Genomic DNA, 23654 nt, shown 5'->3' on the forward strand with positions numbered 1-23654 from the left:
GGCGTCGCGCGCGGCGTGCGCGCCGGCGCGTGGCGGCTGGCCGAGAACGTGGCCGAGTACCTGACCGAGGAGGTCGATGCCGTCGCGGCGGCGCCCGCCCTGCGGGCCTGGGGCGCCGAGGTGCGCCGCCTGCGCGACGATGCCGAGCGCGCCGCCAAGCGGGTCGAGCACTTGCATGCCAGGCTGGCCCGTTTCGAGGCCCGCCCGCGCACGGGGGAGTGAGCCATGTTCACTTTCCTGCGCCTGATCCGCATCATGTTCGTCAGCTTTCGCTATGGCCTGGACGAACTCGTGGTGTCGGGCATCCAGCATCCCTGGACCGAGCGCCTGCTCGTCGTGCTGCGCCTGGGACGCAAGCTGCATGCACCGCGCGGCGAACGGCTGCGCATGGCGCTGGAGACGCTGGGGCCCATTTTCGTCAAGTTCGGCCAGGTCCTGTCGACCCGGCGCGACCTGATTCCCGCCGACATCGCCGACGAACTGGCGCGCCTGCAGGACCGGGTGCCGCCGTTCCCCTCGGAGGTCGCGATCCAGAGCATACGCAGAGAGCTGGGCCGGCATCCGGACGAGCTCTTCGCCAGTTTCGAACGCGAGCCGGTCGCCTCGGCCTCGATCGCCCAGGTGCACTTCGCCGTGCTGCGCGACGGGCGCGAGGTGGCGGTCAAGGTGCTTCGGCCCAACATGGCGCCGGTCATCGAGAAAGACCTGCGCCTGCTGCGCGCGGCGGCCACCCTGATCGAAAAGATCTCCGCCGACGGCCGGCGCCTCAAGCCGCGGGAAGTCGTGGCGGAGTTCGACAAGTACCTCCACGACGAGCTCGACCTGCTGCGCGAGGCGGCCAATTGCAGCCAGCTGCGCCGCAACTTCGCGCCGGGCGGTCCGCGCGGCGACCTGCTGATCGTTCCGGAAGTGATGTGGGATTACTGCTCGTCCTCCATCTTCACGATGGAGCGCATGCGCGGCATTCCGGTCAACCATGCCGAGCGCCTGGTCGAGGCCGGCGTGGACCTGAAGAAGCTGGCGCGCGACGGCGTGGAAATCTGCTTCACGCAGATGTTCGCCGACGGCTTCTTCCATGCCGACATGCACCCCGGCAACATCTACGTGTCGGACGATCCGCGTACCCTGGGGCGCTACATCGCGCTCGACTTCGGCATCGTCGGCTCGCTGTCCGAGTTCGACAAGAACTACCTGGCGCAGAATTTCCTGGCCTTTTTCCGGCGCGATTACCGGCAGGTGGCGCGCCTGCACATCGAATCCGGATGGGTGCCGCCCGGCACGCGCGAGGAAGAGCTGGAAGGCGCCATCCGGGCTTGCTGCGAGCCGTACTTCGACCGCCCGCTCGCCGAGATCTCGCTCGGGCAGGTACTGATGCGCCTGTTCCAGACCTCGCGCCGCTTCAACGTCGAGATCCAGCCGCAACTGGTGCTGCTGCAAAAGACGCTGCTCAACATCGAAGGACTGGGACGCGAGCTGGATCCGTCGCTGGATCTCTGGAAGACCGCCAAACCCTATCTCGAGCGCTGGATGAACGAGCGCGTGGGCTGGGCGGCGCTGCGCAATGGCATCAGGCGCGAGTCGCAGCAATGGGCGCAGATGCTGCCCGAGCTGCCGCGCCTGGTGCACAACCAGCTGGCGCGGCCCGACCGCTCGGCCGAGACGCTGGCCGAGTTGCAGCGGCTGCGCGTTGCCCAGCAGCAGACCAACCGCCTGATGGCGGTCATCGCCGGTGTGCTCGCGGTGGGGGTGGCCGTGGCGCTGTGGGCGGTGTCTCGGTAGCGCCGGGCGCCGGCCGGTCCTCATGCCTCCGGAAATTCCGAAGGCTATGCGTGGGGAAACCGCATTTTCAAGTGTCCGCCCATGAGGCAGCATGGGGCCCATGGACATCTTGCCTTTGATTTTTTCCGTGACCAACTGGACCCTGGTCCTGCTCGTTCTCGGCACATTCTTCCTGGCCGGCGCGGTTAAGGGCGTCATCGGCCTGGGCCTGCCCACCGTGGCCATGGGTTTGCTCGGGCTGGCCATGGCCCCGGTGCAGGCCGCGGCCTTGCTCGTGGTGCCCTCCATGGTGACCAACGTCTGGCAACTGGCCCTCGGAGGCCGTTTCCTTTACCTGATGAAGCGATTGTGGCCGCTGCTCGCCGGCGTGTTCGCCGGCACGTGGGCGGCGGCCGCGCTGATGGGCACGGGCTCGCAGCCCTGGGCCGTCCGTGCGCTCGGGGTGGCGCTGGTGCTTTACGCGATATCGGGACTCCTTGCCTTCCAGCTGCGGGTACCGGTGCGCTGGGAGCGCTCCCTGGGCGCGGTCGTCGGCTGCACGACGGGGGTGATCACCGCGGCCACGGGAGTATTCGTCATCCCGGCCGTGCCGTACCTCCAAGGGCTGGGGCTGGCCAAGGACGAACTGGTCCAGGCGCTGGGCATCTCTTTCACCGCCTCGACGCTGGCGCTGGCCGCGGCGCTGGCGCGTGGCGGCGCGCTTGGCCACCATGAAATAGCGGCATCGCTCTTTGCCCTGGTCCCGGCCATGGCGGGCATGTGGGCCGGCCAGTACCTGCGCAGCCGTATCAGCCCCGCGGCGTTCCGCCGCGGCTTCTTCACCGGATTGGGACTGCTCGGCCTGTACCTCTGCTTCTGACCGGGCTGGAGGGGCCTCCGCTGCGCCGGCGGGCGTCTCGTCCCTCCTGCTCGCGCAAGCGTGGCGGGTGAGCCGCAAATGCCGATCCCGCCTGGGCTTTCCAGGCGCCCTGTGCGATACTCCCGCGGTTTTGGCTTTCGTCCGGGTGGCCGCGGCATCATGGTGTTCTGGTTCGTCTTGCTCTACCTGCTGGTTTCCATCGCCATCGGCGTCGTCGCCGCCCGCCGGGTGTCGAACTCCACCGACTATGCGGTGGCCGGCCGGTCGTTGCCCTTGTTCATCGTCGTGGCCACGACCTTTGCCACCTGGTTCGGGTCCGAGGCGGTCCTGGGCGTGTCGGCGGTTTTCGTGCGGGAAGGGCTGGGCGGGGTGGTGGAAGACCCCTTCGGCGCCTCGATGTGCCTGGTGCTGGTAGGCCTGTTCTTCGCCGCTCGCCTGTACCGGCACAATCTGCTTACGCTGGGCGATTACTACCGCGAGCGCTACGGCCCCATCGTCGAAGTCATCATGAGCCTGGCCATCATCATCTCCTACCTGGGATGGGTCGCGGCCCAGGTGAAGGCGCTGGGGCTGGTGTTCCACATGCTCGATCCCGGCGTGTTCTCGCAGTCCGGCGGCATGATCATCGGCACGCTGATCGTGATGACTTATACGCTGTTCGGCGGCATGTGGTCGGTCGCGTTGACCGATTTCTTCCAGATGATCGTCATCGTCGCCGGCTTGTTCACCATCGCGTATTTCGCCACCGACCTGGCCGGCGGCGTCGGCGTGGTCGTGCACGAGGCCACCAGCCGCGACCTGCTCAATTTCCTGCCGCCCGCCACGCCGCACGACATCCTCTTCTTCTTCGCGGCGCTGGTGACCATGATGCTCGGATCGATACCGCAGCAGGACGTGTACCAGCGCGTCATGTCGTCCAAGGACGTGAAGACGGCCCGCCGCGGTCCCATCATCGGCGGCCTGCTCTACCTGATGTTCGCCTGCATCCCGATGTACATCGGCGTGGCCGCCTTCGGCGTCATGCCCGACACGGTCGCCACCCTGATGCAGGACGATCCGCAGAAGATCCTGCCGACCTTCATCCTGGAACGCATGCCCGCCGTGGCGCAGGTGTTCTTCTTCGGCGCGCTGCTGTCGGCCATCATGTCGACCGCCTCGGCCACGCTGCTGGCGCCGTCCACCACCTTCGCCGAGAACATCCTGCGCCATTTCCTGCCGGGCATGTCGGACAAGCACTTCCTGCGGGCGATGCGCCTGTCCGTGGTCGTGTTCGGGGCGTGCGTGCTGACGTTCGCGCTCAGCACCTCCGACAGCATCTACGAGATGGTGGCAGGGGCGTACACGGTCACCCTGGTGGGGGCCTTCGTGCCGCTGCTGATGGGGCTGTACTGGCGCCGCGCGACCACGCAAGGAGCGCTGCTGTCGTCGATCCTGGGGGTGGCGGCGTGGCTGCTGGTCAGGGCTTTTGCCGCGGACGATTTTCCGCCACAATTGGCCGGATTGCTGGCGGGATTCGTCGGCATCTGGGCCGGCAGCCTGCTTCCCCAGGTCGTGCGGGCCCGCAACCGGCCCGCGCTGCATCCGGCCCTGTAAGCTCTGTTACACGGCCCCGGGTGGCGGCGCCCGGCCAGGTATGGAAGGAACGTGTCATTAGGGGGTAAAACTCCACCTATATTGTTCGCCGACCTTCCGGCGCCTTGGTACGCACAAGCTGCCGGCCTCGATACAAGGGCTCCATCATGCTGTACCCGGAACTATTCAAATCCCTCGAGTCCGTGCGCTGGGACATGAGGAAGGACGTGCCGTGGGATCAGTTCGACGCCAGTCTGCTGACCGACGAGCAGGCGCATACCATCAAGATGAACGCGATCACCGAGTGGTCGGCGCTGCCGGCCACCGAGATGTTCCTGCGCGACAATCGCGAGGACAGCGATTTCAGCGCCTTCATGTCCATCTGGTTCTACGAGGAGCAGAAGCATTCGCTGGTGCTGCAGGAGTACCTGCAACGCTTCCGCCCGGACCTGGTGCCGACCGAGGAGGAACTGCACAACGTGCGCTTCGAGTTCGACGAGGCGCCCGCGCTCGAAACCCTGACCCTGCATTTCTGCGGCGAGATCCGCCTGAACCACTGGTACCGGCGCGCCGCGCAATGGCACACCGAGCCGGTCATCAAGGCCATCTACAAGCTCATTGCCCAGGACGAGGCACGCCACGCGGGCGCCTACCTGCGCTACATGAAACGCGCGCTGACCGATCGCGGCAAGGAACTCGCCGACCAGGCCCGCGCCGCCTTCGCCAAGATAGGCGTGCTGATGGCGTCGGCCAAGCGTACGTCGCAGGCGCTGCATCCGACCAACCTGCACGTCAACAAGAGCCTGTTCCCCAACGATACGGTGCAGTCCCGCCTGCCCGAGCCCGGCTGGCTGGAGCGCTGGCTCGACGACCAGATCCAGTTCGACAAGGAGTGGGAAGGCAAGGTCGCCGACCGCATTCTGCACAACATGTCGACCCTGCTCGGCCGCAGCTTCGCCACGGTGCAGGACCTGAACCGCTACCGGAAGGAACTCGCCGCGGGGTAAGGGCGGCCTTTCTTTGAAGAAATGGCCGGAGCAGCAAGCCGCTCCGGCCGTCTTCCTTACTGCGTCCGCACCGTCAACCCAGGCGTACCGGCACGAAGATCTTGGCGTCGCCGCGCTGGACCAGCAGCGCCACCGTCTTGCCCGACTTGGCGAGCAGGGCGCGGACCTGCTCCGCGTTCTGCACGGGCACCCCATTGAGTGACAGCAGCAGGTCGCCGGGTTCGATACCGGCCTGTTCGGCCGGGCCGCCCACCTGCTCCACGACCAGTCCGGTATTGCCGCCCACGGCCATCTGCTCTTGCGGCGTCAGCGGCCGCAGCGCGAGCCCCAGCCGGCCGTGTGCGGCGCCGTCCTGCGCGCCGGCCCGCGCAGAGGTTTCCTGTTTGGCGCTGCCGAGCTTGGCGACGACGTCGCGCGGCTTGCCGTCGCGCCACACCTCCAGCTTCACCTCCTGGCCCGGCGTGGCCAGGCTGACCACGGCCGGCAGGTCGCCGGAGGCTACGACGGGCTTGCCGTCGATCTTGCGGATGATGTCGCCCGACTTCAGGCCGGCCTTGTCCGCGGGGCTGCCTTTCTCGACATTGGCGACCAGCGCGCCGGTGGGCGAATCGAGTTTGAACGAGTCGGCCAGCGCCTGGTTGACGTCCTGGATGGTGACGCCCAGGCGGGCATGGCGGACTTCGCCATGGGCCACGATCTGTTCCTTGACCTTGGTCGCGACATCGATCGGAATGGCGAAGGACAGGCCCTGATAGCCGCCGGTCTGACTATAGATCTGCGAGTTGATGCCGACCACTTCGCCGCGCGAGTTGAACAGCGGGCCGCCCGAATTGCCGGGGTTGACGGCGACGTCGGTCTGGATGAACGGCACCGAGCTGTCGTCGGGCAGCGACCGGCCCTTGGCGCTCACGACACCGGCCGTGACGGTGTTTTCCAGGCCATAGGGCGATCCGATGGCGAGCACCCATTCGCCCACGCGCAGGTCGTTGGGGTTGCCCAGTGCCACCACCGGCAGGTTGCGGGCGTCGATCTTCAGTACCGCCACGTCGGTCTGGGGATCCGAGCCGAGGACCTTGGCGCGGAATTCGCGCCGGTCGGTGAGCTTGACGGTGACTTCCTTGGCGCCCTTGACCACGTGGGCATTGGTCAGGATGACGCCGTCGGGGCTGATGATGAAGCCGGACCCCTGGCCGCGCATCGGAACGCTGTGCGTGCCGCCTCCGGGATAACCGGGAAATCCGCGGAAGAATTGCGCGAACGGATCGTCCTCGTCGTCGGAGACCTTGGTGGTGCCGGTAACGCTGATGTTGACCACCGCCGGACCGTAGCGCTGGGTGATCTGCGAAAAATCAGGCGGGGTGACCGCGCCCACCGGAGCGGCGGCCTGCGTGCTGGCGGCCGCGGCCGGCAGTGCTTGGGTATCGGCCACTCGCGTGAACGCGGCGGCGCCGGCAGCGCCGAATACGCCTGCGGCAACCAACGCCACAGCCAGGTGCGAGGCGGAGAATTTGCGGGTGTTCATGGTCGGCTCCTGTGCCATGTGGTGAGACATGGCGCCATGTTGGAACCGTATCCTTAAGCCATCCTTAAGTCGGCGGAGGGGGGAAACGCACCCGCACGCGCAGCCCTCCCAGGGGCGAATCGAGCAGCTCGACCGTGGCGCCATGGCGTCCCGCTATGGCCTTGACGATGGCCAGGCCCAGGCCGCTGCCGGGCGTGTCGGCGGAATGGGAGCGGTAGAAGCGATCGAACACGCGGCCGCGCTCGGAGGGCGGGATGCCCGGTCCGTCGTCGTCCACGTCGAGCGTGGCGCCCCGCTCGTCGCTCGCCAATCCGATGTCTACCCGGCCCGACGCGGGGGCGTATTTGACGGCGTTGTCCAACAGGTTGCGCACCAGCAGGGCCAGGGCCTCCCCCTGTCCCGTCACGCGGGCGCCGCTGGCGCCCTCCATGCCGATGTCGATGCCGCGTGCGCGGGCCTGCGGCAGCACGTCGGTCAGGGCGGTGCGCACGACGTCCGCCAGGTCCACGGTGGCGAACTGCATGCCCGGCGCCTCCTGCCGCGCCAGCGACAGCAGTTGCTCGACCAACCGCGTGGCGCGCTCGATGCCCGCCCCCAGTCGGCCGATGGCGACCTGGCGCGAGGCCTCGTCGTCCGATCGCTGCAGGAATTGCAATTGCAGTTTCAGCGCAGCCAGCGGTGAGCGCAGCTCGTGCGCGGCATCGCCCACGAATTGCTGTTGCGCGGCGAAGGCCTGGCGTACCCGGTCCAACAGCAAATTGAGCTCGTGGACGAGGGGGCGTACCTCGTCCGGCAGGCCCGATTCGCTGACCGGAGACAAATCGTCGGCCTGCCGCGCGGCGACCTGCCGGCGCGCCCGGTCCACCGGCATCAGCGAATGGCTGACCACCCACCAGACGACCAGCATCAGCAGCGGCGCCATGGCGGCGATGGGCCATATGGTGCGCAGCGCCAGCGAACGCGCCATGGACGTGCGCACGCGGACGTCCTGCGCGACCTGGATGATCTGCAACGGCGCTTCGAGCGAATACATGCGATACGTGGCGCCCTCGGCTTCGACCGTGGAGAAGCCCAGCACCACGCGATCGGGCAGGACCAGCTTGGGGGTGGAGCGGAACAGGCGCACGCCGTCCGGCGTCCAGATCTGGATGATGAGGTCGCGCGCGGCGGGATCGTCGAGCAGGCCGCCGTCGGGCCCCGTGCTGAACAGCGGATTGCCGTTGCTCAGCGAGAGGGCGATGCGCTGCAGCTGATAATCGAAGATCTCGTCGGTCTGGACCAGTGCGCCGCGATACGCGATGGCGCCTTGCATCAGCGCCGCCAGGAAAATGGCCGCCAGCAGGAAAGCCAGCAACCGCCCGCGCAACGAATGACCAGCAATGAGCCTCATCTCAGTCCTCTACGGCGCCGTTCTCTGCGGCGCAACGCCACTGTATCCAGGGCACAGCGGATCCGGCTCCACCTGTGCCGCCCCAAGGCGGGCCCAGGCCCCCTTGGGGGGCTGGGAGCTATACCCTAATGACATACCCGACGCCGCGTACCGTCTGGATGAACTGCGCGCCCAGTTTCTTGCGCAACCCGTGGATATAGACTTCCACCGCGTTGCTGCTTATCTCGTCCTTCCAGCTGTAGAGTTTTTCCTCGAGCTGGGCGCGGGAGAGGATGAGGCCAGGCCGCGCCAGCAGCGGCTCAAGCACCGCCCATTCCTTGGCCGTGAGCGTGACCGGCTCGCCATTGACCGTTGCCGTGTGCGTGGCCGGATCGAGCACGACGCCGCCATGTTCGTACAGGGGCTCGGCCCGGCCTGCGCTGCGCCGGATCAGGGCGCGGATGCGGGCGAGGACCTCGTCCACGTCGTAGGGCTTGACCACGTAGTCGTCCGCGCCGGCGTCCAGGCCGGCGATGCGCTGCTCGATGGCGTCGCGCGCGGTGGCGATGAGGACCGGGGTCTGCGTCTTGCGCGCCCGCAGTTCGCGCAGCACGGACAGGCCGTCGCCGTCGGGCAGGCCGAGGTCCAGCAGCACCAGATCGTAGTGTTCGGTGCGCAAGGCGGTATCGGCGCTCTGCGCGTTCTTCACCCAGTCCACCGCGTAGTGCTCGGCGCGCAGCACGTCGAGCACGCTTTCTCCTATCATCGGATCGTCTTCAACCAGCAGCAGCCGCATTGCGATTCCTCGTCCCGGGACCAGTCCCGGCAATGGACCTGCACAGTGTATCTTCCCCGCCGGCGGGGGACGCCGGCACGCCGCGGGCGATCGCCTCTACAATGGGGCGTCCCGCCCCTCGTGTACTGCTGCGACCGTGTCTGCCCGTTTCGAATCCAAGATCCTCAGTCCCGACGAATGCCTGGTCGCGCGTGCCGCGTGGCCGCGTCCGCTGGTGTTCACCAACGGCGTGTTCGACATCCTGCACCGCGGCCACGTCACCTACCTGGACGAAGCCGCGCAGCTCGGCGCCATGCTGGTCGTGGCCATCAATACCGATGCGTCGGCGCGGCGCCTGGGCAAGGGGCCCGACCGCCCGCTGAACAGGCAGGATGATCGCGCGGCGCTGCTGGCGGCTCTGGCTTCGGTCGACGCGGTAACCTGGTTCGACGAGGACACGCCGCTGGAGCTGATCGGCAAGCTGCGCCCCGATCTCATCGTCAAAGGCGGGGACTACGACATGGACAAGCTGCCCGAGACCGCCCTGGTGCGCAGCTGGGGCGGCGACGCCGTGGCTATCGATTTCGAGCACGACCGCTCCACCACCAAGCTGGTCGAGCGCATCCGCGCCCGCTGAGCAGGGCCGCGTCGCCTACCGGCAGTCGCGCACGGAAGGGCGGGTGAACAGGGTACGTGCGCGATCAAGCGCCCGGCGATCGGCGGCCGATACGCCCTCCAGGCGCAGCCAGCTCTTGCCGCCCTGGGCTGCGCGAGACACCACTTTCGCATTGCGCACGCCTTGCGCCTGCAAGGCCGTCGCCTGCTTGCGGGCGGCATTCTCGGTACTGAACACGCCTAGCGAAATGGCGTGCTGGAACGGGCCGCCATCCTGGATCACGAAAAAGTCCTTGATCCCGTCCCGTCCCAGTTGCGCGGCGGCGGCGTGCGCGGCGGCCGCGCTTCCCAGCGGCGGCACGATGACCATCCAGCCTTGCTTGCCCGGCTCGCGCCGGGTGCCCTGGCGCGCCGCGGGCAGGTGCTCGGTCGACCACTTTTTCGCGATGGCCAGGTCCGCGTCGCTGAACGCTCCCCATTCCACGCAGGCGAGGGGAGCGGGGGAGCCGGAGCCGGCCGCGCGAGTCGCCGCCGTGGGAGCTGCCGCGGCCGGCGGGGAGGGGGCTGGCGAGTCCGGCGCAGCCGGAGATGCGGGCGCCGCCGCCGCGGCTTGTTCGGGCCCAGCCGAGGCGAGCGCCACGGGATTGTCCAAAGATGCGCCGGTAGCGGCCGTGGGATTCACTGGCGCCGGATCGGCAGCGGAGACCGGCGACACGGCCTCGGGGGCGCCCGCGGATCCGGCCGCGCCGTCGAGGGGCTCGGAGGCTCGTGCCGGCGCCGGTCCGGCCGCGGCGTTAATGCCTGGCAGCCGCGGGACCTGGATCGTGTCGGCGCGGATTTCCGTGCGCAGCCGGCCGGGGTCGCGCCCCCGTTCCGAGAGCGGCTGGCCGAACCAGCCGCGATCCAGGGCGAAGAGCGCCACATTGGCCAGGAGCACTACGACGAACAGGCTGCGCATGAAAAGCCGGGAAGACAGTCAGGAGGAAGCGGGAACGATGCCCGACTCGGCCAGGCAGGCCAGGCCGTCGAGCACGGGATTATCGACGACCTGCACCTGTCGCGTCGAGCCGGCGGCGTGCATCAGGTGGGCGACCTCGTCGGCGATGGCGGTCCAGGCGCCGCCGCTTGCGACCAGCAGCGGTTCCTGCCGGTAGCGTTCGCGGGCGGCCAGCCACTGGCGCACCACGGCGCCGGCCTGGGCGGCGGCGATGCCCGACATGATGGCATCGCCGGTATTGTCCGGGAACGGCGTGATCTGTCCGCTGGCGCGGGGCAGGCCGGCGGTGCCTGCGGCCAGCGACTGCCGCATCAGGTCACGGCCGGGCAGGATGAGGCCGCCGGCGAAGCGGCCGGCCGCGTCGAGCGTGTCCACGGTCGTGGCGGTGCCGAAATGGGCCAGGACGTGTACCGGGGCGGGGGCCTCGGGCGGCGCCGCGCGGCGCCAGCCCTGCCAGATGCCCACGAGGCTCAGCCAGCGGTCGGCCCCCAGGCGCTCGGGGTGCCGATACCCGTTGGTCACGCCCAGCAGCCGGCGGCTGGCGCGGATCCAGTGCACGTCGCATCCCGCCTGCTCCAGCAGTTCGCCGATCAGTTGTTCGATGCGGGCGCCGGCGACGTTGGACCCGAGGGCGACGCGCGGCCGCAGCCCGCTGGCCGCCAGCCATCGCGGCAAGGCCTCGGGCAGTTCTTCGTGCCTGAAGCCCGTCTGCTGCGGTTCGCGCAGCGCCGGGCCGCCCGTACGCCAGCCGAGTTTCACGCGGGTGTTGCCCGCGTCGATCAGCAGCGTCGGAGAGAGGGGAGCGCCCCCTCCGGGCGGCCGCGCGGGAACGCTTATCGGCGAGCCCTCCTGTCGCTGCGCGACATCCTCCCCGTGGGAGGGAGCGCTCCCTCCGGGCGGCCGCGCGGGAGCGCTCATGCCCACCCCCCTTGCGGCGCGGCCCGCACGGAAATGTCGCCTACGGTGACTGCGCGCAACTGGCCGGTGGTTTCCTCGACCTGCAGCTTGCCGCTGGCATCGACGCCTCGCGCCGTGCCCTCGAACAGGGTGCGGCCAGCGTCGATGACCCGTACCGGCTGGCCGTACAAGGCGTCCCAGCGGGCGAAACGCGCCTGGAAGGGGCCGAAGCCTTCGACGGCATATTCGTCGGCGGCGGCGCGCCAGGATTGGGCCACAGCGCTTACCAGGCGCGCCGGATCCGCGGCGCTCCCGGTGAGCGCCCAGTCGGCGACCTCCCGGCCCAGCGCGCGCGACAATGCCCCGGCGCCGCGCAGGTTGATGCCCATGCCCAGAACCAGGCCGATGCGGCCCGGCGCAGGTACGGGGACGCTCTCGACCAGGATGCCGGCCAGCTTGGCGGTGTTCCATTGCACGTCGTTGGGCCATTTGAGGGCCAGCGCCCCGTCGGCATGGGGGCCGAGCAGGCTGCTCAGGGCTTCGCAGGCGGCCAGCCCTGCCACCAGCGACAGCGGCGGCAGCCGTGCCGGCGCGATCTGCGCCTGCCAGCCGCAAGAGAACAGCAGCGCGTCCCCCGCGCGCGTATGCCATGGGCGGCCGGCCCGGCCCCGTCCCGAGGTCTGCTCGTGGCTGCCTATCAGCGCCGGCCCCTCACCGCCGCGCCGCAGGTATTGCTGGAGATCGGCGTTGGTGGACGGGGTCGAGGCCAGCCAGGACACGTTCCAGCCCGGCAGCGCGGACCGGAGCCCGGCGGCGAACTCCGCTGGCGGGGCAAGGACGGCGTCGGACAGGGCGGAGTGGGATGAAGGCATGGGAATCCGTCAAAGCCGCCGGGTGCGGGCGGCGCAAACCGGCAATTGTAGGCAGAGCCAGGGGTTTTCGCAGCCGGAGCGCGCAAAACGCATAAACTTAGGGCATGTCGCTTACGTTTTACCCTTGCCGCCCATGAGTCCCGACGGATCGTCCGCCGCTTCTGGGCAGGTCGTCCGACACGGCGCGCCGCTGGCGCGGCTGGCATCGTTCATCGTCGTGCTGCTGGTCGTCTATGCCAGCCTGTATCCGTTCACGGGCTGGGTCGACGTCGGCGTGCCGGCCTTCGCCTACCTGCGGGCGCCCTGGCCGCAGTATTGGGTCGGCTCCGAAATCATCGCCAATGTCGCGGCCTACCTGCCCGTCGGCGCCCTGTTCGTCTGGGCGCTCTATCCGGCCTGCCGGGGGCTGGTTGCCGTTGCCGCGACAGTCGTGTTCTGCGCCGCGCTCTCGGGAATGCTGGAGGCCCTGCAGACCTACCTGCCCAATCGTATCGCGTCGAACGTGGATCTGGCGGCCAACGTCGCGGGCGCCCTGCTGGGCGCGCTGGTGGGAACCGCCACGGCTTCGCGCCTGATCGGCGACGGGGCCCTGGCGCGCTGGCGGCATCGATGGTTCGCGCCGGAGGCCGGTTCGGCGCTGATCCTGGCCGCGTTGTGGATCTTCATGCAGATCCCGCGCCAGCCCATGCTGTTCGGAACCGGCGAGCTATGGCTGCTGCTGGGCGATTGGGCGGCCCTGCCCTCCGAGTTCATGGGCGAGCTGTGGTCGCCTACGCCGGGCCAGCGCATCATCGCCGAGCAGTTCTGCACCGGGGCTGCCGTGGTGGCCGTTTCCATGCTGCTGCTGCACGTGGCGCGGCCGGTCCCGGCGCGGGGTATTCTTCCGGCTGCGCTGGTCATGTGCGCGATACTGGTCAAGGCCGCCTTGCAACCGCTGGCCGTGCCGGCGCAAGCGCCCGGCGCGTGGATCACCGTCGGCTCGGTCATCGGCGTGGCTGGCGGCCTGGTCCTGGCGACCGGGTTCGCCTACCTCAAGCCGTCCTGGCAGCGCAGCCTCGGCATCGCGGCGCTGTGCGTGCAGCTGGGTATCGTCAACCTGTTCCCGTCCGACCAGTACTTCGATACGACGGCTTCGATGGCGCGCACCGGCTGGCTGCATCTGGAGTCGCTCACATTGGGCCTGTCGGTGATCTGGCCGCTGGCAGCCCTGTTTTCCCTGGCCCGGCGGCGCTTCGCCTGAACGCCCCGGCAACACGTTTCCCCCTTTGCGAGTTGGTATGGAGTCCTACTACAAACACCACGTTTTCTTCTGCCTGAACGAGCGCGGGGCCGACGCTCCCCGCCCCTGTTGCGCGCGGCAGGGCGCGCAGGCCATGCAGGACTACGCCAAGAAGCGCATCAAGCAGCTCGGCCTGGCCGGCAAGGGGGAGATCCGCATCAACAAGGCCGGCTGCCTGGATCGTTGCGAGGAAGGCCCGGTCCTGGTGGTCTATCCCGAGGGCGTCTGGTACACCTACGTGGACCAGGACGACATCGACGAGATCATCGATTCGCACCTGGTGCAGGGCCAGCCGGTCGAACGCCTCATGATCTGAGGACCGCCATGGCCGTTACTACCGAACATCTCGTCCTCGACGGCGGCGCCGGCCCCGTCGATTGCGCGCTCGACATTCCCGAGGGAGGCCTTGCGGCCGCGCGGGGATGGGCGCTGGTGCTCCATCCGCATCCGCTGTTCGGCGGAACCCGGGACAACAAGGTCGTCACGACGGTTGCGCGTGCCTGCGTCCAGCAGGGGCTCGCGGCCCTGCGGCCCAATTTTCGCGGGGTGGGCCAGTCCGCGGGCGAATTCGACAATGGCGCCGGCGAGGCGGCGGACATGCTGGGCGTGGTGGACCAGTTCCGGACGCGGCATCCTTCGCTGGCCCAGGGGCGCTTCGTGCTGGGCGGATTTTCGTTCGGCAGCGCGGTGGCCAGCCAGGTGTACGCGGGCTGCGGGCCCGCGAGCGAAAAGGGGCTGCCCGTGGCCGGCCTGGTGCTGCTCGGCACGGCGGCCAGCCGTTTCACCGTGGCCACCGTGCCCGAGGACACGCTGGTGATCCACGGCGAGCAGGACGATACCGTGCCGCTCGCCGCTGTCATGGACTGGGCCCGTCCGCAGAGCCTGCCCGTGACCGTCATCCCCGGCTCGGGCCATTTCTTCCACGGCAACCTCGTGGTGGTCAAGCGCCTGGTGTTGACTTATCTGGCTCGCGTGCTGGCCTGAACCCCTTTCGGGCCAGCTGTAGCATTCCGTTGCATCAGCCGGAGCGTGGCCCGGCGCCGGCCCGCCGGCGGGGGTGCCTATAATTGACGGTTTCCACCCCGCATCGCGGGGCGCCCCGGGCGGTCCCGACCGTGCCGGCGAGTCGCCCCTCTTGCACGACAATCCTCCCACATGAAACTGCGCTTTTTCTCGTTTGGTCCGGGACGTCGGTTCGCTCTGGCCACCGTGGCTTCGGCTTGCTTCCTCGCGTTCCCGGCGACCATGCCTGCTTCCGCCCTGGCCGCGGCCGCGCCGCCGGCCACCACGTCTTCGGCCACGCCTTCGGCTCCGCCCATGTCGACGGTCGGCCTGCTGTCTTCCGTGCCGGCGCCGGCCGTCGCGGCCCGGTCCTGGGTCGCCATCGACGTGACCAGCGACCAGATCCTGGCCGAAGACCGCGCCGACGAACGCATCGAGCCGGCATCGCTGACCAAGGTCATGACGGCCTACCTGGTGTTCAACGCGCTCAAGGAAAAGCGCCTGACGCTCGCGCAGAACGTCAACGTATCGGAGAAGGCGTGGCGTACCGGCGGCTCGCGCATGTTCATCGAACCGCGCAAGCCCGTGACTGTCGAGGAATTGATACGCGGCATGATCACGCAGTCGGGCAATGACGCCACCGTGGCGCTGGCCGAGGCCGTCGCCGGCAGCGAGGATGCGTTCGCCGCGCTGATGAACCAGGAGGCCGCGCGCCTGGGACTGAAGAATACGCACTTCACCAATTCCACCGGCCTGCCCGACCCGCAGCACGTGACCACCGTGCGCGACCTGGCCTTGCTGGCCAAGCGCCTGATCCAGGACCATCCCGACTATTACGGGTACTACAAGGAACGCCAGTTCACCTACAACAAGATCACCCAGCCCAATCGCAACCGGCTGCTGTGGGTGGATCCTTCGGTGGATGGCATGAAGACGGGCCACACCGATGCGGCGGGCTACTGCCTGATCGCGTCGGCCATGCGGGGCGATCGCCGCGTGCTGACGGTGCTGGTGGGGGCGTCGAGCGAGAATGCCCGCGCCCAGGAAAGCCTGAAGCTGTTGAACTGGAGCTTCCAGAACTTCGACACCGTGCGCGTCTACGATGCCAAGCAGGCCGTGGTCGAGCCCAAGGTCTGGAAGGGTAGCGAGAGCAAGGCCAAGCTGGGTTCGCCGGCGGCCATCTGGGTTACCGTGCCGCGCGGCCAGGCGGGCAACGTCAAGTCCACCATCGAGCGTACCGATCCGCTCGTGGCGCCGTTGCAGGCGGGGCAGCAAGTGGGTACGCTTAAACTTACCCTCAACGACAAGCCGGTGCGCGAAGTGCCGCTGACGGTGCTCGAGCCCGTGGACGTGGCCGGCATTTTCGGCCGTGCGTTCGACGCGGTGCGGCTCTGGTTCAACTGAAGCCCCCCGTACGCGCTGACGCGCGCCCCCCAGGGGGCGGCGCTGGCGGACCGGCAAAGCCGGATCCGCGGCGCCCTGGGTCTAGTACAGCTTTCTCCGTTTGCAGTACCGTTGTTGCCGCTGGCAGCCAGCGAGGCGCCAGCGCCACGACCCGAGAAAGCAGCACTAGATCCAGGATGCGGTGGATCCGGCTCCGCCGGTCCACCCGCATCGCCCCCTTGAGGGGAGCGGCCGAAGGCCGCTAGGGGGTGGGCTTTCCTATAGGAATAGTCATGATTCCAGGCATAGCGGGCGATCCACCGGTCTATCTGAACGGCGAGTTCACGCCGTTGTCGCAGGCCAAGATATCGGTGCTGGACCGGGGCTTCATCTTCGGGGACGGCATCTACGAAGTGGTGCCCGTCTACGGGCGCAAGCCTTTCCGGATGGCGCAGCATCTGGCGAGGCTGGCCCGCAGCCTGGAGGCGATCCGCATCCCCAACCCGCATGGCACGGCCGAATGGCGGGAGCTGGTGGGCAAGCTGATCGATACCTCGGATGCCCAGGACCAGTTCGTCTATCTGCAGGTGACGCGAGGGGTCGCCAAGCGCGACCATGCGTTTCCGGCGCAGGTGGTGCCCACGGTGTTCGGCATGACGAGTCCCTTCGCGCGGCCCGCAGCGGCCTTGCGCGAGCAGGGCGTGAAGGCCGTGACCATGCCGGACGAGCGCTGGCTGCATTGCGAGATCAAGTCGACTTCGCTCTTGGGCAACGTGCTGGCGCGGCAGTTTGCCGCCGATCGCGACGCGCTGGAAGTCGTGATGTTCCGCGACGGCTACCTGTCCGAAGGCTCGTCCAGCAACATCTGGGTCGTCAAGGACGGACGCTTGGTGGCGCCGCAGAAGAACCACCTCATTCTCGAAGGCATCCGCTACGGATTCATCGAGGAAATGGCCTCGGCCAAGGGGATTCCGCTCGAAATGCGGCCGGTCTCCCAGGCAGAGGTCGAAGCGGCCGACGAGTTGATGCTGTCGTCGGCTACCAAGGAAATCCTGCCCATCGTATCGCTGGACGGCAAGCCCGTGGGGAGCGGCCGGCCCGGACCGGTCTATGCCCGGCTGCGCCAGGGGTACGATGAGGCTATCGCAGCGCTTTAATTCTCATCATGGCAGACGTTCCTGACACACCCGAAAGCCGGGCTTCGCTGATCGAGTATCCGTCGGATTTTCCGATCAAGGTGATGGGTGCGCATCACTCCGATTTCGCCCAGGTGCTGACCGAGGTGGTGCTGCGCCACGATCCGGATTTCGATCCGGCCACCGTGGAAATGCGGCCCAGCTCCGGAGGAAACTACCTGGGCCTCACGTTCATCGTGCGGGCGACTTCGCGCGAACAGCTCGATGCCCTGTACCGGGAGCTGACCTCGCATCCCATGGTCAAGTTCGTGCTGTAGGCAAGTCCCGGAGAGATACCCGCCATGCTCATCCGCTGGCTGCCGCGCCCGGCCGAATACCAGGCAACCTGGGACGCGATGAAGGCTTTCACGGCCGCGCGCGGTCCCGACACGCCGGACGAGATCTGGCTGGTCGAGCACGGTCCCGTGTTCACGCTCGGACAGGCCGGCAAGCCTGAACACGTGCTGGCGCCGCACGACGTACCGGTGGTCAAGAGCGACCGGGGCGGGCAGGTGACCTATCACGGGCCGGGGCAGGTGGTGGCCTATGTGCTGCTGGACCTGAAGCGGGCCGGGTACTTCGTGAAAGAGTATGTGGTCCGGGTCGAGCAAGCGGTGATCGACTTGCTGGCCGATCTCGGCCTGCCGGATGCCCGGCGCAAGCCTGGGGCTCCCGGGGTCTACGTGGATTGGCCCCGGTCCCCGGCGTCGCCGGAGGTTTCCGAGCTGGCCAAGATCTCGGCGCTGGGCATCAAGGTTCACCGCGGCTGCACCTACCATGGCGTGGCGCTGAACGTGGCCATGGACTTGTCGCCGTTCGGCTGGATCAACCCTTGCGGCTACGTGGGATTGCGGACCGTCGATCTGGCCTCCTGCGGTTGCAAGATCGGGCTGGAGGAGGCCGGCAACCTGCTGGCGCGTTACCTGGAGCGGGGGCTTGCGGCCGGGTCGCCGGCAGGGGCTTTGGCGGACCCGGCGCCGGCGGCGGTAGAATAAGGGTCTTTACTAATCCCGGCCCCCGGTTCTACCCCGGCCACGCCGAACAGGAATTTGTCGATGAGCTCCGTGCCCGAAACTTCCGCCCTGAGCAGCCAACCCGAAGTCCCCGGGGCGGCGCCGGCCTACGATCCGCTGCAGAAGCAGAAGTCCGAATCCAAGGTTTCGCGCATCCCGATCAAGGTCGTGCAGGCGGAGCGGCTCAAGAAGCCGGAGTGGATACGCGTGAAGGCGGCGTCGCCCGGCTCCCGCTTCTACGACATCAAGCGCATCCTGCGCGAGCACAATCTCCACACCGTGTGCGAGGAAGCCTCGTGTCCGAACATCGGCGAGTGCTTCGGCAAGGGCACCGCCACGTTCATGATCATGGGCGACAAGTGCACGCGGCGCTGTCCGTTCTGTGACGTGGGGCACGGCCGCCCCGACCCGCTGGATCCCGACGAGCCGGTCAACCTGGCGCGCACCATCGCCGCGCTGAAGCTGAACTACGTGGTCATCACCTCGGTGGACCGCGACGACCTGCGCGACGGCGGCGCGGCCCATTTCGTCGAGTGCATCGCCAAGACCCGCGAGCTGTCGCCCGCCACCCGCATCGAGATCCTGGTGCCCGATTTCCGCGGCCGCCTGGACCGCGCGCTGGCCATCCTGGACGCCGGTCCTCCGGACGTGATGAACCACAACCTGGAAACCGTGCCCCGGCTCTACAAGCAGGCGCGCCCCGGATCGAACTACGAGCACTCGCTCAAGCTGCTGGCCGAGTTCAAGGCCCGGCACCCGGACGTGCCCACCAAGTCGGGCCTGATGCTGGGCCTGGGCGAGACCGACGAGGAGATCCTGCAGGTGATGCGCGACATGCGCGCGCACAACGTCGACATGATCACCATCGGCCAGTACCTGCAGCCGTCCGAGCACCACCTGCCGGTGCTGCGCTACGTGCATCCGGACACCTTCGCGATGTTCGAGCGCGAGGCCTATGCGATGGGCTTCACGCATGCCGCGGTGGGCGCGATGGTGCGCTCGTCGTATCACGCCGACCAGCAGGCGCACGCGGCCGGCGTGGCCTGAACCGGGCGCGGCGAAGGCATGCGCCGGGAGGCGCGCTTCCTTCGCCGTTCCCCTAGCCGTACCGTTCTACGCCCGTACTTCCCGCCGCTGGAACACCATGTAGGCCAGCGTGAACAGCAGGATGACCGCGGCGATCAATCCGACCAGCTGCGGCCAGACGATGGCCAGGCTTTGCGACAGGGGCAGCGGCGAGCCGATGACCGCGCCCTGCAGCTGGCTCAGGAAGACCGGCCCCAGCGTGCGGGTCGAAGGAACCAGCAAGGCCAGTACGCCCTCCCCGAAAAGCTGCGATGGCGACAGCCGCTCCAGCGCCTGCTGCCATTGGAGGGTCTCCATCCCGGGCTGGCCCAGCATCAGCGCGACCGGATCGGGCGGCGCGACCGCCTGTGCCAGTGCGCCGGCCAGCATGGGCCACAGCAGCGACAGGAACAGCCATAGCCCCAGGCTCACCAGCGCCGAGGTCGCCGCCGACCGGAACACGATGGAGCACAGCATGGCTACCGCCAGCCACACGCCCGCATAGGCGAGCGTGAGCAGCAGGAACAGCAGGGAACGCGCGATTTCCTCGCCGCCGGGCGGCACGCCCAGCAGGATCAGTCCCGCGCCGATCACCAGCAGCCACAAGGCCAAAAGCGAAATGGCCAGGGTCGCGAGGCCGGCCAGGAATTTGCCCATCAGCAGCGCATCGCGGTAGATGGGTTGCGAGAGCAGCCGGCTCATGGTGCGCCGCGAATATTCGCCGTTGACCGCGTCAAAGCCCAGCCCGATGGCGACCAGCGGCACCAGGAACCCCAGCAGGGCCGAGAACGACGGCATGGGCTCCTGGGCCGCCGTGAACAACCTCAGGAAGACATAGGGGTCGCTGGCGGTGGTGTTGCGGATCTGCTGGAACACGCCGTAGAGCGCAGCCGCCGCGGTCAGGATGATGAGCCATTCCAGCACGCGCATGCGGCCGCTGCGCAGGTGATCGGCCAGTTCCTTGAGCAGGACCACGCTCATGCCCTGTACGGGCGATCCTTCACGCTGCATGACGTCGTTCCCCTTGAGCCATGGAGTGGAAGAAACGGTTGTAGATCGCGTCGAGGCTGAGCGGCTCGTCGTCCAGCCGTAGCAGTTCGGCGTTCGCCGCCACGAGGGCCCGGGCGATGTCCGGCCGCACGTCGCGTTCGGCCCGCAGGCGCCAGCGCTGGTCGCCCTGGGCCTCGACCGACGTGACGCCGGCGATGCCGCGCAGCAGCGCCGGCAGGTCGCGGCCGCGCGCTTCGACCAGCACCGCGCTGCGTCCGCCCAGCACCTGCCGCGCGAGTTCCGGCACCGAACCCATGAGCGCGATGCGGCCCCTGTGAAAAAGGGCGACGCGGTCGCAGATGCGCTGCATATGGTCGAGCAGGTGCGAGGACAGCAGCACCGTGACGCCGTCGCGGCGCAGGCTGTCGATCAGGCCCAGGAAATCCTCGGCGGCTTGCGGGTCGAGGCCGGAGGTGGGTTCGTCCAGGATGGCGATGCGTGCGCGCTTGAGGACGATCTCGGCCAGGCCCAGGCGCTGGCGCATCCCTCGCGAGAACGCGGCCACCCGCCGGTCCGCGTCGCCGGCCAGGCCCACGCGTTCCAGCGCGGCGTCGATGCGCGCATTGCGCTCGCCGGCCTCGATCTCCATCAGCTTGGCCGTGTAGGCCAGATTCTCGCGCGCCGTCAGGTAATCGTAGAAGCCGACCGCGTCGGGCATGTAGCCCACTTCGCGCTTGACGGCCAGGGGCGAGCGCCGCGGGTCGCGGCCCAGTACCGAGACCGAGCCCGAGCTGGCGTCGGTCAGGCCAAGCAGCATGAGGATGGTCGTGGTCTTGCCGGCGCCATTGGGGCCGAGCAGGCCGAAGACTTCGCCTTGTCCCACGGCGAACGAGACGCCGTCGACCGCCGTGCGGCCCTGGTAGCGTTTGGTCAGGCCTTGCGCCTGGATGACGTCCGTGCTCATCGCCGCCCGAACCTCGCGACCGCGCCCACCAGCACCAGCACGGCGATGGCGATGATGATGACCCCCACGATGCCCCACAGGCCCGAGGTCTGCACGGTAATGCGGAACTCGCCGGAGGCGTTTTCGCCGCCGCCCGAGGCCCGTATGGTGGCCATGTAATCGCCCACCAGCGAACGGTCGGAGGGCGTGATGCGGGCCTGCGCCTCGGCTTCCTTGCCGGCCTCGATCTGCGCCAGGGTCTTGGGTTCGAATTCGATCTTCCAGCCCGAAGGCGCGCTGGCGGACAGTTCGATGCCCTGCGCCGGGGCGGACCCCTCGTTGCGCACGACGATGGGCACGGTTTCGGTCTGCCCGGCGCGCGCCGTCGCGCTCATGATGCCGTCGCGGCCGGCGATGCGCAGTTCGGGATGGCCCACGATCTCCAGCGCCAGCTTGGCGCTGGCCGATGCGCCTTCGGCGCTGGCGTGCACGATGACCGGATAGCTGCCCGCCTTGACCGAGGACGGCGGCTTGACGCTGAGCTTGAGCTCCTTGGACTCCCCGGCCTTGACCGGCACCGAGGTCAGCTCCTGCGATCCGTAGTTCTCGGTGAAGGTGGGTTCGAAGAACTGCGGAGTCTCGGCGGTGAGGTTCACCAGCAGGTCGCGGCCGCTGTCGTTGCGCACCGTGAACTGGTAGTCGAACGTGGTGCGCGGGCCGCCGCGCAGGGCGGGCAGTTTCGATTCGATGCCGAGCTGGGCCGGCAGCTCGTCGGCCAGGGTCACGTCGACCGGAAGCTCGATGCGCTTGCCCGGCGCCTCGGCCACCACCCGCACGCGATAGCTGCGTGCTTCCACCTTGGCCGGCAACTCGAACCTCAGTTGCAGGGGCACGCTGGCATCGGTGGCCGGCATGGCGGCGGCCACCGGCTTGCCACCGCCGAGCAGGGCCACCTTCCACCCCTCCGGCACGTCTTCCACACGCAGCGCGACCCGCGCCGGCGGTTCGTTCTGGTTGCGCAGGCTCAATGCCAGGGTCGTGGTGGCGCCGGCCTGCAGAGTGAGGGAGGGGTAGTCGGTGACCAGGTAGATGCCCGCCTGGCTGGCGGCCTGGGCAAGGGGCGGCAGGGCGAGAAAGAGCGACAGGATCAGGACGCGAATCTTATGCATGGCAGTTCATGGATGAAGTTGGATGCGGAAAGATTCGGACAGGCGCAGTGCGTGGATACGCCTGAACCAATCGAAGCGTGGGTGTCTCCCACCGGCAAGACTGCTGCGAGTCCCGGGAGCGTTGCGGAACCGGCCACGCGGGCGGTCTTGCCAACGTGCCGGGCGGCCGATGCGAACCGCTATGCGCCATCCCCGGGGACCGGCTCAGGTTGCCATACCTTGTCTAACAATGCCCTGAACGGCCGGCGGGGATGCCGGCGCCGCGACGCGCTTCGGCCGACTCCACGAGCGCGGAGCCGGCACGGGGCAGAACACTAATCGATGGAACGCCGATTGACTATCCGGGTAGGCCCTGGCTCGCGAGGCGCGCCGGGATAGGCGGCACGCTTCGTGGCAAGGCCCTAGGCGCCTTCCAGGCTGACGCTGCCCTTGGCTGCCGACCGCGTGCCGGGCAGCGGCCGATTGCTGGCGGCATGATAGGTAAAGACGACGGAGAATTTCACCTCGTCCGTGGCATTGCGGTCGGCCGCGTGCAGCGTATTGCAGTGAAAGAACATGACGTCGCCGGCATGCAGTTCCGGCACGATGGCTCGTTCGATCAGCGGCCGGTTGGCGGGCAGGTCGTCGCGGAAGAATTTCTGCGCATCGAAGCGGGACGCGTCGAATTGCTCGCGATGCGAGCCGGGTACCAGATGCAGTGCGCCGTTGCGATCGAACTCGTCCCCCAGCGCCAGCCAGATCGACACCATGTCGTCGCGCTCGAACGACCAGTAGCGGAAGTCGCGGTGCCAGCCGGTCAGCGTGCCGAACCGCGGGTGCTTGGTCATGACGCAGTTGTGGTGGGCCAGGGAGAGCTTGGCCGGCTCGCCGAAATACGAGGCCATCCAGTCGCGGATAGGCCCGCAGGTGGCGTATTGCCGGAAGGCTTCGTCGCGCGACCACGCATCCAGCAGCCGCCGCACGGTCCGGCCGCCCTCTGCGTCGCGCGAGGCCGGGGCGCCCGGATAACCCAGGTCCGCCTCGTATTCGACAGGTTCGATATGCGCGTTGAGCTGGGCGCGCGCGATCTGCAGGAGTGCCGCGCATGCATCGGCATCGAGGAAATTGCGCACCACCACCAGACCATCCCGGCGCAGTGCCGCGATCTGTTCATCGCGAGACAGGCTAGCCATGCTGCTTTAAACACAAGAGAAGAAAATCAGCTGACTAGGATACGCCTAAATCGAGGGAAGCCCACCGAGGGAAGCCCACCGAGGGAAGCCCACCCCCTCCGCGCTTCGCGCGTCCCCCTCAAGGGGGCGGCGCTGGCGGACCGGCAAAGCCGGATCCGCGGCGCCCTGGGTCTAGCGAGGATTTCTCAAGTTGTCACAC

Annotated in this window: 23 protein-coding genes and 1 pseudogene; 14 read left to right on the forward strand and 10 right to left on the reverse strand. The window is 68.3% G+C overall.

Features of this window, described 5'->3' with window-relative positions; translation table 11 throughout:
- The 5 genes and pseudogenes from CDO44_RS27615 to CDO44_RS11760 form a co-directional block, all read left to right on the forward strand.
- Positions 1 to 222 (forward strand): annotated as a pseudogene (locus tag CDO44_RS27615) (sterol-binding protein); the annotation flags it as partial.
- Positions 223 to 225: 3 nt separating this feature from the next.
- A complete protein-coding gene (ubiB, locus tag CDO44_RS11745; protein ID WP_087780396.1) occupies positions 226 to 1779 on the forward strand; it encodes a ubiquinone biosynthesis regulatory protein kinase UbiB in 1554 nt (517 codons plus the stop codon).
- A gap of 91 nt (positions 1780 to 1870) precedes the next feature.
- A complete protein-coding gene (locus tag CDO44_RS11750; RefSeq protein ID WP_369824629.1) occupies positions 1871 to 2638 on the forward strand; it encodes a sulfite exporter TauE/SafE family protein in 768 nt (255 codons plus the stop codon).
- Between the two features lie 159 nt (positions 2639 to 2797).
- Positions 2798 to 4231 (forward strand): sodium:solute symporter family protein, encoded by a 1434-nt coding sequence (locus CDO44_RS11755; protein WP_087780397.1) that lies wholly within the window; start codon positions 2798 to 2800, stop codon positions 4229 to 4231.
- A gap of 146 nt (positions 4232 to 4377) precedes the next feature.
- Positions 4378 to 5217 (forward strand): ferritin, encoded by an 840-nt coding sequence (locus CDO44_RS11760; protein WP_087780398.1) that lies wholly within the window; start codon positions 4378 to 4380, stop codon positions 5215 to 5217.
- Positions 5218 to 5290: 73 nt separating this feature from the next.
- Here CDO44_RS11760 and CDO44_RS11765 read toward each other — a convergent pair whose 3' ends face one another.
- The 3 genes from CDO44_RS11765 to CDO44_RS11775 all read right to left on the reverse strand — a co-directional run bounded on the left by CDO44_RS11765 (position 5291) and on the right by CDO44_RS11775 (position 8904).
- A complete protein-coding gene (locus tag CDO44_RS11765; RefSeq protein ID WP_087780399.1) occupies positions 5291 to 6739 on the reverse strand; it encodes a DegQ family serine endoprotease in 1449 nt (482 codons plus the stop codon).
- Between the two features lie 64 nt (positions 6740 to 6803).
- Positions 6804 to 8129 carry an ATP-binding protein gene (locus CDO44_RS11770; protein WP_087780400.1) on the reverse strand — a complete coding sequence of 442 codons (1326 nt, stop codon included), beginning with the start codon at positions 8127 to 8129 and terminating at the stop codon, positions 6804 to 6806.
- Positions 8130 to 8247: 118 nt separating this feature from the next.
- A complete protein-coding gene (locus CDO44_RS11775; protein ID WP_087780401.1) occupies positions 8248 to 8904 on the reverse strand; it encodes a response regulator in 657 nt (218 codons plus the stop codon).
- 136 nt (positions 8905 to 9040) lie between these two features.
- Here CDO44_RS11775 and rfaE2 point away from each other — a divergent pair, with 136 nt between their 5' ends.
- Positions 9041 to 9520, forward strand: a complete 480-nt coding sequence (gene rfaE2, locus CDO44_RS11780; RefSeq protein ID WP_087780402.1) for a D-glycero-beta-D-manno-heptose 1-phosphate adenylyltransferase — start codon at positions 9041 to 9043, stop codon at positions 9518 to 9520.
- Positions 9521 to 9535: 15 nt separating this feature from the next.
- Here the strand turns inward: rfaE2 and CDO44_RS11785 are convergent, their stop codons facing one another.
- From CDO44_RS11785 to CDO44_RS11795, 3 genes are read right to left on the reverse strand one after another with little or no spacing between them, the layout of a single operon-like run.
- On the reverse strand, positions 9536 to 10456 hold the full coding sequence (locus CDO44_RS11785) for an SPOR domain-containing protein (RefSeq protein ID WP_087780403.1): 921 nt from the start codon (positions 10454 to 10456) through the stop codon (positions 9536 to 9538).
- A gap of 18 nt (positions 10457 to 10474) precedes the next feature.
- Positions 10475 to 11413: a type III pantothenate kinase gene (locus tag CDO44_RS11790; protein WP_087780626.1), complete on the reverse strand. Its 939-nt coding sequence runs from the start codon at positions 11411 to 11413 to the stop codon at positions 10475 to 10477.
- A complete protein-coding gene (locus CDO44_RS11795) occupies positions 11410 to 12264 on the reverse strand; it encodes a biotin--[acetyl-CoA-carboxylase] ligase (protein ID WP_087780404.1) in 855 nt (284 codons plus the stop codon). Before CDO44_RS11795 ends, CDO44_RS11790 begins: the two co-directional genes overlap by 4 nt.
- Positions 12265 to 12397: 133 nt before the next feature.
- On the opposite strand from CDO44_RS11795, the gene CDO44_RS11800 reads away from it, so the two are divergent.
- The 8 genes from CDO44_RS11800 (at position 12398) to lipA (ending at position 19163) form a co-directional block, all read left to right on the forward strand.
- Positions 12398 to 13504 carry a VanZ family protein gene (locus CDO44_RS11800; RefSeq protein WP_158213267.1) on the forward strand — a complete coding sequence of 369 codons (1107 nt, stop codon included), beginning with the start codon at positions 12398 to 12400 and terminating at the stop codon, positions 13502 to 13504.
- A gap of 37 nt (positions 13505 to 13541) precedes the next feature.
- Positions 13542 to 13859 (forward strand): ferredoxin, encoded by a 318-nt coding sequence (locus tag CDO44_RS11805; RefSeq protein ID WP_087780406.1) that lies wholly within the window; start codon positions 13542 to 13544, stop codon positions 13857 to 13859.
- Between the two features lie 8 nt (positions 13860 to 13867).
- Positions 13868 to 14527, forward strand: coding sequence for an alpha/beta hydrolase (locus CDO44_RS11810; protein ID WP_087780407.1), 660 nt, complete (start codon positions 13868 to 13870; stop codon positions 14525 to 14527).
- 171 nt (positions 14528 to 14698) lie between these two features.
- Positions 14699 to 15949 carry a D-alanyl-D-alanine carboxypeptidase family protein gene (locus CDO44_RS11815; RefSeq protein WP_087780408.1) on the forward strand — a complete coding sequence of 417 codons (1251 nt, stop codon included), beginning with the start codon at positions 14699 to 14701 and terminating at the stop codon, positions 15947 to 15949.
- 272 nt (positions 15950 to 16221) lie between these two features.
- Positions 16222 to 17085: a D-amino acid aminotransferase gene (locus CDO44_RS11820; RefSeq protein ID WP_087780409.1), complete on the forward strand. Its 864-nt coding sequence runs from the start codon at positions 16222 to 16224 to the stop codon at positions 17083 to 17085.
- A gap of 8 nt (positions 17086 to 17093) precedes the next feature.
- A complete protein-coding gene (locus tag CDO44_RS11825; protein WP_087780410.1) occupies positions 17094 to 17381 on the forward strand; it encodes a DUF493 family protein in 288 nt (95 codons plus the stop codon).
- 24 nt (positions 17382 to 17405) lie between these two features.
- Positions 17406 to 18098, forward strand: coding sequence for a lipoyl(octanoyl) transferase LipB (lipB, locus tag CDO44_RS11830; protein WP_087780411.1), 693 nt, complete (start codon positions 17406 to 17408; stop codon positions 18096 to 18098).
- 60 nt (positions 18099 to 18158) lie between these two features.
- Complete coding sequence (lipA, locus tag CDO44_RS11835; RefSeq protein WP_087780412.1) at positions 18159 to 19163, forward strand: lipoyl synthase; 1005 nt, start codon at positions 18159 to 18161, stop codon at positions 19161 to 19163.
- Positions 19164 to 19229: 66 nt separating this feature from the next.
- Here lipA and CDO44_RS11840 read toward each other — a convergent pair whose 3' ends face one another.
- From CDO44_RS11840 to CDO44_RS11855, 4 genes are all read right to left on the reverse strand, one after another.
- A complete protein-coding gene (locus CDO44_RS11840; protein ID WP_087780413.1) occupies positions 19230 to 20192 on the reverse strand; it encodes an ABC transporter permease in 963 nt (320 codons plus the stop codon).
- A complete protein-coding gene (locus CDO44_RS11845) occupies positions 20182 to 21135 on the reverse strand; it encodes an ABC transporter ATP-binding protein (protein ID WP_087780414.1) in 954 nt (317 codons plus the stop codon). The genes CDO44_RS11840 and CDO44_RS11845 overlap by 11 nt, the downstream gene beginning before the upstream one ends.
- On the reverse strand, positions 21132 to 22283 hold the full coding sequence (locus CDO44_RS11850; RefSeq protein ID WP_087780415.1) for an NEW3 domain-containing protein: 1152 nt from the start codon (positions 22281 to 22283) through the stop codon (positions 21132 to 21134). The genes CDO44_RS11845 and CDO44_RS11850 overlap by 4 nt, the downstream gene beginning before the upstream one ends.
- A gap of 401 nt (positions 22284 to 22684) precedes the next feature.
- A complete protein-coding gene (locus tag CDO44_RS11855; protein ID WP_087780416.1) occupies positions 22685 to 23455 on the reverse strand; it encodes a phytanoyl-CoA dioxygenase family protein in 771 nt (256 codons plus the stop codon).
- Between the last annotated feature and the right edge of the window lie 199 nt (positions 23456 to 23654).

This window comes from Pigmentiphaga sp. NML080357, assembly GCF_002188465.1.
Lineage (GTDB): Bacteria > Pseudomonadota > Gammaproteobacteria > Burkholderiales > Burkholderiaceae_B > Pigmentiphaga.